The 14,016-nt window shown below is 37.3% G+C and carries 11 protein-coding genes; 2 read left to right on the top strand and 9 right to left on the bottom strand.

What is annotated here, in order from left to right; all coding sequences use genetic code 11:
- Positions 1-32: 32 nt before the first annotated feature.
- Complete coding sequence (locus RB151_RS06525; protein ID WP_071547885.1) at positions 33-1,448, bottom strand: MFS transporter; 1,416 nt, start codon at positions 1,446-1,448, stop codon at positions 33-35.
- 454 nt (positions 1,449-1,902) lie between these two features.
- On the opposite strand from RB151_RS06525, the gene chiP reads away from it, so the two are divergent.
- Positions 1,903-3,300, top strand: a complete 1,398-nt coding sequence (gene chiP / locus RB151_RS06530) for a chitoporin ChiP (protein ID WP_042846489.1) — start codon at positions 1,903-1,905, stop codon at positions 3,298-3,300.
- 209 nt (positions 3,301-3,509) lie between these two features.
- Here chiP and RB151_RS06535 read toward each other — a convergent pair whose 3' ends face one another.
- From RB151_RS06535 to ybfF, 8 genes are all read right to left on the bottom strand, one after another.
- Positions 3,510-4,049, bottom strand: a complete 540-nt coding sequence (locus RB151_RS06535; protein WP_225832874.1) for a bactofilin family protein — start codon at positions 4,047-4,049, stop codon at positions 3,510-3,512.
- Positions 4,050-4,723: 674 nt separating this feature from the next.
- Positions 4,724-5,173 (bottom strand): ferric iron uptake transcriptional regulator, encoded by a 450-nt coding sequence (gene fur, locus RB151_RS06540; protein ID WP_042846487.1) that lies wholly within the window; start codon positions 5,171-5,173, stop codon positions 4,724-4,726.
- A gap of 267 nt (positions 5,174-5,440) precedes the next feature.
- Positions 5,441-5,968: a flavodoxin FldA gene (fldA, locus tag RB151_RS06545; protein WP_042846486.1), complete on the bottom strand. Its 528-nt coding sequence runs from the start codon at positions 5,966-5,968 to the stop codon at positions 5,441-5,443.
- 154 nt (positions 5,969-6,122) lie between these two features.
- Positions 6,123-6,416 (bottom strand): LexA regulated protein, encoded by a 294-nt coding sequence (gene ybfE / locus RB151_RS06550; RefSeq protein WP_042846485.1) that lies wholly within the window; start codon positions 6,414-6,416, stop codon positions 6,123-6,125.
- A 170-nt stretch (positions 6,417-6,586) separates the two neighbouring features.
- On the bottom strand, positions 6,587-8,686 hold the full coding sequence (locus RB151_RS23455; RefSeq protein ID WP_048606590.1) for a type I secretion system permease/ATPase: 2,100 nt from the start codon (positions 8,684-8,686) through the stop codon (positions 6,587-6,589).
- Positions 8,687-8,689: 3 nt separating this feature from the next.
- On the bottom strand, positions 8,690-10,018 hold the full coding sequence (locus RB151_RS23460) for an HlyD family type I secretion periplasmic adaptor subunit (RefSeq protein WP_147681654.1): 1,329 nt from the start codon (positions 10,016-10,018) through the stop codon (positions 8,690-8,692).
- Complete coding sequence (locus RB151_RS06565; RefSeq protein WP_071547887.1) at positions 10,015-12,120, bottom strand: peptidase domain-containing ABC transporter; 2,106 nt, start codon at positions 12,118-12,120, stop codon at positions 10,015-10,017. The genes RB151_RS23460 and RB151_RS06565 overlap by 4 nt, the downstream gene beginning before the upstream one ends.
- Before the next feature lie 243 nt (positions 12,121-12,363).
- Positions 12,364-13,140, bottom strand: coding sequence for an esterase (ybfF, locus tag RB151_RS06570; protein ID WP_042846481.1), 777 nt, complete (start codon positions 13,138-13,140; stop codon positions 12,364-12,366).
- Between the two features lie 326 nt (positions 13,141-13,466).
- Here ybfF and seqA point away from each other — a divergent pair, with 326 nt between their 5' ends.
- A complete protein-coding gene (gene seqA / locus RB151_RS06575) occupies positions 13,467-14,012 on the top strand; it encodes a replication initiation negative regulator SeqA (protein ID WP_071547888.1) in 546 nt (181 codons plus the stop codon).
- Positions 14,013-14,016: the final 4 nt, after the last annotated feature.

Consider the following 14,016-nt stretch of genomic DNA (forward strand, 5'->3'; position numbering starts at 1 on the left):
GCATAGAAGGCGGTGAGTTTACCGCCTTCTAGTTACTGACCTTTCATTCTGTTAGCAACGATATTTGCCGTCATTAAGGCAAGTAACGGGATCAGTGAAAACACAGCAAATAGCCAACTCGCTGAGGATTGCGCCCCTTCAACTCCCCCTGGTACTGATAACCCTGCAAGGTTGGCGATTAACCCAGCTAAAGATGCGCCAAACGCAGTGGAGAATAGCTGCAATGTGGTAATCGCTGAAGAGGCTTTTTGTGATTCAGGGCCGATAGAAACTTGCAGGACACGGGTTAGCAAATGTGGCCAAGCTGCGCCGATACTAGCTCCTGTTGTGAATAATGCTAAGCAGATTATCCAGATTTGCAGCGTTTCAATCTGCCAAATGTTTGTTATGAAAAGCGCTAAAATAGCTAATGCACTAAAGGTAATAAAAGGGCCTATTCGTATAGTTTTTATCGCATGTTCGGGTTTGCATGAAGACGAGATAATGGCTGAACATGACCATCCTGCTCCAACTAAGGCGGCCAAGTAGCCTGACATTAATGGAGCAACACCATGAAGGGTTTGTAAAAAATAAGGGACAAAAACTTCTGTTTGCACACTTAGCCCTAATAGCGCCATCGTAAGGTAAATAGGAGCAAGTTGTGCTTTGTAATGGAATGTACCTTGGGGAAATAGTGTATTTTCGGCTGTCCGTTCAAGTTTAACTAATCGTATACATAATAAAATGGCAATTAACATCCCAAGAATAGGGATTAGACTTGCTTTACTTAGACTTCCAAGTGAAATAGCCAATACTGCGGCAGAAAGTAGCAACAAAGCTTGCAGTGGGATTGGGTCTTGAGGGCATTTTTCAGTTAAATTATGACTTGGTAAAATCAACCACGTTAGCCATAAATAAGGTATCCCAACAAATACTAAGCACCAAAATGCACCGCGCCAGATATTATATTCAGCAAAAAAACCACCTAATGCGGGGCCCAGTAATGTTGCCATCCCCCACATACTCGACATCATGGCTAATACTTTTGACCATAGGTGCTGAGGGAAAACAATATGCACCATTGAGTAGGAAAGTGTCAGTAATATTCCCCCGCCTGCTCCTTGAATAATCCGGCCAAGCAACATGATAAACATAGAAGGCGTGATGGCACAAATAACAGAGCCAATTAGGAAGATAGCAGTAGCGAGTAAATAACTCCGTTTAGGACCGAGATGGTTTAAAATCCGAGAGGTTAGTGCAGAAAGAATAATGGATGAAAGGATAAATAAAGTTGTATTCCATGCATAGAATCGGATACCACCAATATCCCTAACGACAGAAGGGAGCGTTGTGATAGTGATATAAACATTAATCGCATGTAGGCAAATGCCCCCTGCTAACGCTAGAGTTAGCCAAAGGTTTTTACCCGTAAGGAGTACGCTCCAGCCTTGTTCGTTATTCTGAGTCATCCATTTTCTCTAATATGTGAAATAAATTAAGAAAACCCAACTAAATATGCTTATACCAGTTATACATTTTTATTCAATTAGGTCAATGTGGTGATATAACTTAAGCAATTACTATAAAATTAAGATAAATAAATCATTAGATAGCTATTTATTGAATTGTTTTTTAACCCAGGCTGTTATTAGTACATGTTTAATTTTAATTATTTATCAAATAGTTACATTTTATTTTTTATTGAGTAATCAATATTGATAACCATCACTAAAAAAAATTAATGTGTCGCTGATCATATTTTGGCAACAAAGCCAGTATCTGTGTTGATAATTCGCGTCGCAAAAAATAGGCTAAATACATCACAAATAGCTTAAGTTATTGTGAATTATTAGATTTAAAAGGAAAGTTAAATCGTATTTCGGCCGAAAAATTAAAACTAAAAATTATTAGAGGAATACAAGAATGGTTAATAAACATGTCAATACTGGCAGGAAACTGCTCGTCTTAAAAATAGCCATCGCTATGCTGCCAATTGGTTATCATCCTATCATGCAAGCAGAGCAATTTTTGGAAGATTCGACACTAAAAGGTGGACTCTACTATTGGCAAAGGGATCGTTCACGTAAAGATTTAGACCCAAATAGCGACAAATATAAAAAATATGCAGATAACCTTAAGCACTCGACTTTCAACGCTAGCCTTGATTTTTCCTCAGGTTATTTTCAGGACTTTATTGGCTTAGATTTGGCTGGTTTTACCGCAATCGAATTATCCAATAGTGGGCCTGCGGCTCCCAATGAAATTGGTTTCAGTGATGCAAAGACACGCTGGGATGAAAAATATAAAGGCGACCGCAGTGGTGTGAGTATTTATAAAGCCGCGGCAAAAATGAAGTATGGGCCTTTTTGGGGAAGAGGGGGCTATATTCAACCAACAGGGCAAACACTGCTTGCTTCTCATTGGAGCTATATGCCAGGAACTTACCGAGGGGTAGAGGTTGGTGGGGTATTTGATTTTGAGCAAAGTGGTGAACTTAGCATGTCGTACATATGGGCTGACCGCTATAAAGCCCCTTGGTATCGTGATATGTACAATTTCCGAGAAGCGGATGGTAAAACAGGGATCAGTTATTTACATGCTATTGGTTTTAAATATGATTTTAAAAATTCATTAGTGTTAGAAGGTTCATACGGTCAAGCAAAGGATTATATGGACCAGTATTTTGCGAAGGTATCATATGCAGTACCTGTAGTTGACCGCGATTTACGTCTTTCTTATCAATTTTATGGCTCGAAAGATAAAGTTTCAGACGGTGGCGTTAATGACGTATACGATGGTTTAGCATGGTTACAAGCGATGACATTAGGTTATACCTATGACGAATTCGATTTTAAGGTTGAAGGGACATATGTTAAAGCTGAAGGAAACCAAGGTTATTTTTTACAACGTATGACACCGGGTTGGGCGACGTCAAACGGCCGTATGGATATATGGTGGGATGGCCGCTCTGATTGGAATGCGAACAATGAAAAAGCGGTGTATGCAGGTGTAATGTATGATTTAAAAAATTGGGATTTAGCAGGGTGGAAAGTTGGGACATCCTATATTTATGGTTGGGATGCAAAACCGAGCACTAACTCACAATACGCTCAGGATGTGCGTTTAAGAGAAAGCGCTTGGAACTTTGATATTTTATATACAGTACAATCAGGCCGTGCAAAAGACACACTATTTAAGTTGCACTTTACTAAATATGATAACCATACAGATATTCCTAGCTATGGCGGTGGTTATGGCAATATCTTCCAAGATGAAAAAGATATTAAATTTATGGTGATGATGCCATTTACTGTATTTTAATATCAATTTTTTTGAGAGTAGATTGCTGCTTTAAATTAATTATTTTGGCAGTGATCTACTAAAAATAGAAATAACATACAGACTAAATATTAAATGATGTAATGAAATAGTTAATTATACGTATATTAAGGGAATGGTGATTGAATAAAAAAGGTGAATATATTTCACCTTTTTTGAATGGTTAAAACAATACTTAGATTTATTAATAATTATATAGAAGCGATGTCTTTATCGATGTTATCGGTAGGGGTGTGAAGATCGTGTTTTACCCTATCTTTTAATTGGGTTACTTTTTCATTATGTAAAGTAGCCTCTTTTACTTTTGCTTGCCCTGATAAAATACCACCTTTCTTAATAGATAAATTACTATATTGAATGGTTCCATGAATTTCACCATTATTTTCGATGCTTATCGAATCAGATAAACATTCCCCTTCAACTCGCCCGTTAACAATCAACTCTTTACTGGTAATGTTCCCAGTAACTTGGCCATTTAACATGACCTTCACTGTATTATTTTTCCCTATAATGTTACCAATCACTTTGCCATAAATATGTACTTGTTCATTAGAGGTAATATTACCTTCAAAAATGACATCCCTTGAGATGATGGTATTGGATTTCTCTTCACTTATAGTCGGGGTTGCTATTGTAATCTGTTCTTCTAGCTTAGCGGGTGCTTCGGGCGTGCTAGCGGTTGGTGTTGGGGTTACTTCAGGGGTTGGTTTGTTTTGTCTTTTGGTGAACATTTTACTTACCTTTTTTTGATTGAAGTGTAAGATCAAGAACAAAATTGATAATACAAATGAAAATAAGGTGATGGCAGAGTAACTAAAAAACCATCCTATCAAAGTAAGAAACCAGAAGAAAAAACTAGTATTAAGAAAAAGGTAGGTTTTTTTCATCAGTTAATCTCTTACAAAATGACTAAAGCTACATAAATGAGTTTAGTCAAAAAAAATGACTACACAAAAAAAATGTAATATAACGTCTTCGTTACAGACTAAAGAATAACTGTAATTTAAGATAATACAATTATAATGAGTTAATAAGCTAAATACATATAAATTTTATATTATTGATATATTGGAAATCATCTATGATGATATTTATGTACCTATACTAATAAAGGCAGCATAATTTCTAATATAAGAAAATTCATATGTAAAATAATATAAAGGATTTGGGTTGAATTGCAACTTATTATCGAGCGCTAAATATGCAAGCTCTGTGCTGATATTTGGCGATTTAAGTGAAAGTTGTCAGAAGATTAGTGAGCTTAATCACCAATATAGTGTGAATAACAATATAATTTATGGAAATAAAAACCCCTGATAACATTTAGCAATAGCATGGTTATCAGGGGTTTTTCGTTTGTCGCTACTATGATTTATTCATAGGGTAGCAATACCTTGTGATTCTTTTACTCTTTTGCTTCGTGTGCGTCAGCATTTTCACGGCAATCACCATCTGCGCAATGGCCATATAGATATAAACTATGGTTAGATAATTTAATACCATGGCGAGCGGCGATATTTTTCTGGCGAGTTTCAATAGATTCGTCAGTAAACTCAATCACTTTGCCACAATCTAAACAGATTAAGTGGTCATGGTGATGCTGCTGAGTTAATTCGAATACAGATTTTCCACCCTCAAAGTTATGGCGGGTTACGATACCTGCATCATCAAACTGGTTTAATACACGGTATACGGTAGCTAGCCCGATCTCTTCGCCCATGTCGATCAGCTTTTTATAGAGATCTTCCGCACTGACGTGGTGGCACTCAGGCTCTTGAAGTACTTCCAAAATCTTAAGTCTTGGAAGAGTGACTTTGAGTCCAGCATTTTTCAATGCTTTATTGTTGTCTGTCATGCGGGTTTGTCCTGTATCTTAAATCATAAATTTAACAATAATGAGACGTTTTTAACATAAATTCAGTTGTCTTCTAAACTGTTTTACAATTATAGGCATGGAAAATAAAAATAGAAACCATGCTTTGTCTCATTATTTTGATAATCTCTTGAGAGCCTATCCTATTAGGATGCTTTATCGGCTATTTTAGACTAGATCACTTGTTTGAATGATGCGTTTAGAGCGACAAGTGAGCTGATCTATGGGTTAGGCTCTATTTCATATGCCTTAGCCGATAATTTCTGCTAAGGACATTTCTTCAGAGATTTGTTTTACCCATGCATCGACACGTTCATCAGTTAGTTCAGGCTGACGATCTTCATCAATGGCTAAACCAATAAAGTGATTGTCATCTGCCATACCTTTGGATACTTCAAAGTGGTAACCTTCAGTTGGCCAATGACCCACAATAACAGCACCACGAGGTTCGATGATATCGCGAATGGTTCCCATCGCATCACAGAAATATTCTGCGTAGTCTTCTTGGTCTCCACAACCAAATAAGGCGACAAGTTTACCTTCAAAATCAATTTCTTCGAGAGTTGGGAAAAAATCATCCCAATCACATTGAGCTTCACCATAATACCAAGTAGGAATACCCAGAAGTAGAATGTCAAAAGCTTCGATATCTTCTTTGCTACATTTAGCAATATCATGAACTTCTGCTACATCTTTGCCTAGTCTTTCTTGGATCATTTTGGCAATATTTTCTGTGTTACCTGTGTCACTTCCGAAGAAAATGCCTATGACTGCCATAAAGTGATTAACCTCTTGTTTTTCTAAGGGAGATAGAAGTTAGTGCTGATCTTCTATAGCTCTTTTAGAACGAAAATAAATATAATATTACGCCTTATTCTGGCGAAAAAATGCGTCTAAGTCTGTCAAATTTGTGTGATTTATCAAGATGACACTATTTGCGTATCGCTTCATTAACCTGTTCAAGTTGTGACATCAAAATTTCTTCGATCAATTCACTACGGCTTATATTTTTATCTTCAGCTAATTGGTTCAATACAGCGACAGCTTCTTCATTCAGTTTTAACTCAACTCTACGCAATCCTTTGACTTTATCGCGTTTTAGCTGGTTACGTTTGTTGATCCTTAATTGTTCATCCCGTGATAGCGGGCTTGTCTTAGGTCGCCCAGGCCTTCGTTCCTCAGCGAACAAATCCAGAGTAGTACGATCAGTTTGTTCTTTTGCCATGTCTATAACTGCTAAAGGGGTGTGCCAGTAATTCAGCGCGCAATGATACCCTAGCTAATCCCCTAGTGCTATAGCTGCATACTAGGCTAGTGTATTCAATAGGTTAAAAAAAACACACATTTAACAAAAAAGCACCACTTACAGTATGGGGGGTGCTTTTTTAGACATAATCATTGTGTCTGTTGCTGCCATAAGTTGGCATACAGGCCTTTTAATTTGAGTAAATTCTCATGAGTATCCATTTCTGTCACTTCCCCATGGCAAATAACACAAATTTTATCAGCATGCATAATAGTGTTAAGTCGATGAGCAATACTAATAACGGTTCTGCCTTGGGTGATTAGCGGCATATTTGCCATAATTGCCGCTTCTGACTCGTAATCCAATGCCGAAGTTGCTTCATCTAATATCAAAATATCTGGTTCTGTTAGTAAAGCACGTGCCAGAGCTATTCTTTGACGTTGCCCACCTGATAGGTTAAGGCCTTTTTCTGATAAGGGGGAATTAAACGTGTCAGGCAGCTCCATTATGAAATCATAAGCGCCTGCTAATTTTGCAGCATGAATAACTTTTTCATCCGAAGCTTGCGGGGCACTTAAGCGAATATTATCTGCAATAGAGCCGACGAATAGCATACTTTCTTGCAGAACAACACTCATACGGCGGCGTAATGAAACCGTATCTGCTACAGCTAAATCCATGCCATCGACAATAACTTGACCATGTTGTGGTACATAAAGACGCTGCAATAATTTTGTCAGAGTACTTTTCCCTGACCCGGAAGGGCCTGTTATCCCAATAAATTCCCCTGCTTTAACGGATAGCGACAGGTTATTGAGAACCTCTGGCATATCAGGTTGATAACGAAAACGAATATTTTGAAACTCAATTTTCCCTTGAATGCTGGCAGTGCTCGCAATGCCTTTACGTTCATTTTCAACTGGTTTATCGAGTATATCCCCAACACGGCGAAGTGAAATTATAGTGTGTTGAAAATCTTGCCAAACTTGCGCAAACCTTAGCACGGGCTGAGTAACATGGGCACTTAGCATATTAAAGGCGACGAGTTCCCCAGGCGATATTCCACCGTTTAAAACTTCTTTGACCCCAACCCACAAGATAATTGCAGTTGTAATTTTACTCACTAATGTCATTAACTGAGAGGCTACTTCACTGCGCATTGAGACTTTAAAGCTTTGTCTTAGTTGTTTACTGAATATTTTTTTCCATCGTTGATTAAAATATTTTTCAGTTGCTGTAGTTTTTACCGTTTCAATTCCTGTAATGGTTTCGGTAAGAAACGTGAGCCCATTTTCATCTGCTTGATAAGACTTTTCAGTTTGCTGACGAATAATTGGCCCAAGTATCATCCATAAAATGAAGAAAACCCCCATCGAACCGAGTAAAATCCATGACATTAGGCTGCTATAGGAAAATAGAACCGCAATAAAGAGGATCACAAAAATGAAGTCAATAAATAGCATCAAAGTTGAGCCAGTCAGAAATTGCCGTATATGCGCTAGCTCACGTATCCTTGCGATGATTTTCCCTGTTGGCCTTAATTTGAAATAATTTAAGGGGAGCGCCATTAAATGCCGATAGATTTTCCCTGATAATTCGGCGCTGATTTGGCTACTGGTATGACTAAAAATTTTATTGCGAATAAAACCGTATATTGGCTCAGCAACGGCAATAGCGAAGATTGCCAATGCAATAACATGTAAGTTGGATAAACTTCGCCCCACTAAAACTTTGTCTACAAGGTTTTGAAATAGTAGAGGGCTAACTAAGGCGAAAAGCTGAATAATGGCTGATAGAATAAAGATATTTCGTAATTTAACATGTTGACGCAAAATAGAAGGAACAAACCAGCTAAACCCAAAAGCTCTTTTTTGCTCTGGCTCTTGTTGCTCTTTAAGCAATAAAATATCGATTTCAGCTTCATTATTAAAATCATCAGCCTGAATTAACTTGATTTCGTTGTTTACAGGGTTGATGAGTACGAGGTCTTTTTCTTGTTGCAAGATTTGCCATGACCCTTGCGTATAGATTAACGCGGGAAGGGGGATGGTTGCTAACTGTGTATATGGTATAGCAATGAGTTCTGTTTCGTAGCCTAGTGTATTGGCACATTCTCTGATCTCCCACTCTGTAGGCGAAAGAGTTTGCATACCAATTGAATGCCTGAGTTGGTCTGTCGAAACATTCTTTTGGTAATAATTAGCCACCCAAACTAAGGCATCCAAGCCATGGTTGTTTATCTGTTCCATCGATTATTTTTCTCTCATTGCATTCGAGGTATATTCATTGATAGGGCTAAGTAGGTAATCAATAATTCGGCGCTTATCGGTTTTTATTTCGGCCACGATAGATAACCCAGGAGTGAGCTCAATCTGTTCACCATCAACTAACAGTTGTTTTTTATTAAGGCCTATTTGACCTAAGAACACTAAGCCAAGGTTTTCATCTTGCGTGCTATCCCGTGAAATAGAGAGAACCTCACCGTCAATGGTGCCATAACGGGTGTAAGGAAAGGCATCGACTTTGACTTCGGCTTTTAAACCTTCATGAATGAAGCCAATATCTTTATTTAAAATTTTAATTTCAGCTAATTGAACATGGTTATTAGGCACTATAACCATTAATTGCTGAGCGGGTTGTAGTACTCCCCCTAAAGTATGAGTGGCTAATTGTTGAACAGTGCCATCAACAGGAGCTCGGATGATTTCTAATTGATTTCTTTCATGATTTTTTAATAGTTCTTGTTCTAAGGAGGCTTGTTTAAAAGCCGCTTGCTTATATTTTTCATCCCATTCTTGGTTTTTCTGTGCCTTTATCCTACTTTGTTTTTCAGTTAAGGCATGGTGCTGACTGACAAGAATGGATAATTCAGAGAGCTTGGTAACTTTCTCTTTTTTAGCGATAAGTAGCTCTCGTTCTTGTTCTAAAAATTCTTTCTGGCTGATTAACTGTTTCTGCGTTAATGAATGATGAGCATCAAGTCGTTGCTTTATATTATTGATTAGCGCGTTAATCGTGTTTAACTCATTTTTCCTAGCTTGCTGATTGACAATATTTAATTGAATTTCATTACTAATTTCATTAATGAGAGAGGCAAACTCTATTTGTTGAGTTTGGTAACTAGAGAGGGCACTTTTTTGCTCAGCTTCAGTTAATTGATGAAATTGAGGTAATTGATCAATCGGTTGTTGCAATAACAGGGCTTGATGAATGAGAGTTTCGGCAATTTGGAAATTATGTTGATAATTTAAGCTAAGAATATCTTGGTCGACGCCTAGCACATTAACCGTAAGTAATGGATCACCTTGTTTGACGGTTTGCCCATCTGCAACATGAATGTGTTCTAAGCGACTTAATTCAAACGCTTGAATTAATTGTGTACGCCCAGAAACAATCAATTTACCTTGGGTAGTTGCCTGAATATCTAGTTTACCAAAAAATGACCAAGCAACGGCAATGAAAATACCAAAACTAATTGATATTGCCACCCACAAGGCCAAATAGGAAGGGGGGGTTTTTAAAATTGCCAAATGGGAAGGCAAAAAACTGTTATAGCGGTTTTGTTTTAATCGATGTTTCATTTTACGTCCATGTCCGGTTTTAAGGATTGTTGCAGGGTCCATAAATGTTTATAGAAATTACCTTGTTCAATAAGCTGCTGGTGGCTGCCTTGTTCTATAATTTCTCCACGTTGCATGACAATAATTCGCTGATGGTGGCGAATGGTTGATAAGCGATGGGCGATGGTAATAACTGTCCTTCCTTTTGCAATAACATGCATGTTCTCTTGAATAACAGCTTGGGATTCATCATCTAAAGCGCTGGTGGCTTCATCAAAAATAATGACTTTAGGGTTAGCAAGTAAGGTACGTGCAATGGCAATACGCTGTCGTTGACCGCCGGAAAGAGACGTCCCCCCTTCAGCCAGTACGGTGTCATATCCCATAGGTAATTTTAAAATAAAGTCATGAGCACCGGCCATCTTCGCTGCATGAACGACGTCATCCATCGAAGCATTGGGGGCCGTTTGGGCAATATTGTGAAAAACAGATTGGCTAAATAAAAAGTTTTCTTGTAATACAATACCTATTTGTTGCCTTAGTGAATGTAGATTAATTGCCGACAAAGGCATGTTATCAACATAAATGGCGCCGCTTTCAGGGGTATAAAGCCGTAACAGTAACCGAGCTAGAGTACTTTTCCCTGAGCCTGAAGTACCGACAACGCCAATGGTTTCCCCTGCTTTAATATTTAAGTTAAAGTTTTTAAGGATATAAGGCATATTGGGTTGATAGCGGAATGAGACATCTTTTATAAATAGATTCCCTTGAATTGACTGCTTGTTTTCTTGCCTGGATTGTTCAACGGGGAGATTAATAATTTGCGATAGCTTTTCAATAGCAACACCTGTACGAATATAGTCCCCCCATAATTTTACGAGTTTGACTAAAGGTTGATTGGCATGACTGACCATCATATGAAACGCGATAAATTGGCCAATAGTCATTTGTAAAGCTAATACCTCAGATGCCCCAACCCATAAAACGATAGCACTGGTGATTTTTTCAATAGCCATGACTAAGTGTTCAGAGCGTGAGCTTATTTGCCCTGATACAAAATTAGTATGGCTCATATCGGATGTTTGACCATCCCATCGGCGAGTAAAATTAGGTTCTACCGATAAGCTTTTGGCTGTTTCAATACCATTGATGCTTTCGGTAAGAAAAGAGGTATTAATTGCGATGTTAGTAAATTGCTGTTGAGCGGCGGCTTCAATTTTAGGTGTTAACCACCAAGCTAATAAAAGGTAAAAAGGAATAGAGCATAGAAAGATTAATGTTAGAGTGGTTGATATTAAATTCATCACGAAAATAAATACAAATAAAAATAATACATCAACACATAATGTAAAGAAGCTGCTCGTTAAAAATTCGCGAATAGTTTCTAATTCTTTTACACGGGTAACAATTGCACCTATTTGACGGTTTTTGAAAAAGGGAATAGGTAACCGTAGTAAATGATTAACTAATTTTAAACCCAATGTCATGTCTATTCGATTAACCGTATGATGATAAACGTATTCACGTAACCCTTTTAGTATAACTTCAATAAATGCAGCAACAATTAAACCGAAAATTAGCACATCTAATGTCACTAAACTATTATGAATTAATACTTTATCCATAATAACTTGCATAACAATAGGAGAAACCAAAGCTAATATTTGTAAGATAAATGAAAAAAACAAAACCCATAAAATAATAGATTTATATTTCATAAACTCTGCTTGAAACCAAGATATATCAAATTGCCCTTGCTTCAGGTTTACATGCAACCAATCACCACTCCATCGTTGTTGTAGCTCTTCAATGCTCCAAATCTCAGGGGGGAGGTTACCCATTTGCTGTACTAAGACTTGTTCTTGATTGCGATTAGCTAACAAGAAGGCTTCACCCTGGGTGTTATATAAAATAGCCGGACAGACTATTTTGGCGATATCTTTATTTTTTTGATGCTTATTCTTGCAGTTAATATGATACTTTTTTTTAATGATTTTGAGTTTTTCATTATAATTAATAGACTGCTTTAGCGTTTCCTCAAGTTCTTTAGGGTTTATTTGCCCTGACAACTTGGCGATAACACTAATAAAATATAATGTTGATTGTGATTTGGCGGTTTCCATTTTCTGTATTAATCATTCCCTTGGTTTTATTACATGCATAAACATAAATGTATATTGAAAAAATCAATTTAACATTGGCGATGAAGAAGGGGCTTTTAAATTTGGATAATACAGTGATTACAATTATCTGTGTATTGAAGTTAGTCTTATTGTTTAGTTTGAAAAAAAATAATTAAAAAATAAATCTTATTAGAGATATTGAGAATGAAAGTTCATCTTCAATATCTCGTTCATGATGATTTATTATTTTGGAATAGCCAAAAAACGGTGGATTGCTCTTAACACATGATCCGGTTTTTCGGCATGTACCCAATGACCAGTATCCGCAACAACCCAAGCTTTGGCCTTAGGAAATTGTTGAGCGATTTCATCGGAATATTCGGCTTGTACATAAGGTGAATTTCCTCCAGGAATTAATAATACAGGTTTATTCCATGCAGGGACGGTTTCCCAACCAATAATTTTCTCATAATTCGTTTTTAGTGCGGGCAAATTGAACTTCCATTCACCTTGCTTAAAAGATTTTAGGAGAAATTGGATAACGCCATCTTCATTGATATGGTGACGCATAATGGTTGTCGCTTCTTGACGAGTTTTAGCTTGCTCCGCAGTAACTGCATCCAGAGCTGCAAAGATTTTATCATGGCGGCGAACTTGATAAGCGACAGGGGCGATATCAATAGCAACTACCTGAGTGATAAAATCAGGGGCTAAAGCCGTTGCTGCCATTGCTATTTTCCCCCCCATGGAGTGACCAATTAAAATGGCATTTTTATAACCTAATGACTTTATAAGGTTAATCACATCTTGCGCCATTTGTTGATAACTCATCTGGTCGTCACGAAATGAATCACCATGATTGCGAACATCAATTTGAATAGTATCAAAATATTGTTGTAAATCACGGCCTAACACGCCTAAGTTATGCAGGTCACCGAATAGCCCATGAATTAATACAACAGGGTTATTAGAGATTGGATTTTCAGGTTTATGAATAGTATGGTTGAGTAACACAGTCATATTTGTTTTATCAATTTATCAGTGATACAAGTAGCTTTATCATGGCATGGCTAGGGATAAAATCCAAATAGTCAAATAATCTTCTTCGGTGGGTGAACAATTCAATAATTGGGTTAATAGAATGTTTTTATGCAAAGAATTTAAGAAAATTGAACTTGGTCACTGTGATGAAATGAGTAAAGTAATGGTATGATAACATACTGAATTATCTTTAAACTTAGAGGAGTGTTTACTTTAAGTTATTGAAATTTTAATTGTTTTGTTTTTTTTAAATCTGTCTTATAATCACACCGCAAATTTTAGTTAAAATAAAGTACTGGGAAAAAATGAAAACGATAGAAGTTGATGAAGAGCTTTACCGCTATATTGCGAGCCATACACAGCATATCGGTGAAAGTGCATCGGATATCTTGCGCCGTATGTTAAATTTCAAGTCCGGGCAGCCAGTACAAGTAAAAGAAGTCGGTCAGGCACAACCAGTAACTAAAACTGAACTGGCGATAAGTACACCTGCTGTTGCACAAAACCCAGTTAGGGTTGTTAGGGAATTATTGTTATCCGATGCTTATGCAGAAAAAAGCAAAGCAATTGACCGGTTTATGTTAATTCTGTCCACATTATACAGTTTAGATGCTAAGCGCTTTGCGAGCGCTACAGAATTAATGCATGGTCGAACTCGTATTTATTTTGCCGGCGATGAGCAAACGTTGCTTGCTGCGGGTAAACAGTCTAAGCCTCGTCATATTCCGGGGACCCCTTATTGGGTGATCACGAACACAAATACTAATCGCAAACGTAGTATGGTTGATGCCATCATGCAGGAAATGCAGTTCCCTGCGAATGTGATTGAAAAAGTGAGTAATACCATTTAAAACT

The sequence above is a fragment of the Providencia rettgeri genome (genome assembly GCF_001874625.1).
Classification (GTDB): domain Bacteria; phylum Pseudomonadota; class Gammaproteobacteria; order Enterobacterales; family Enterobacteriaceae; genus Providencia; species Providencia huashanensis.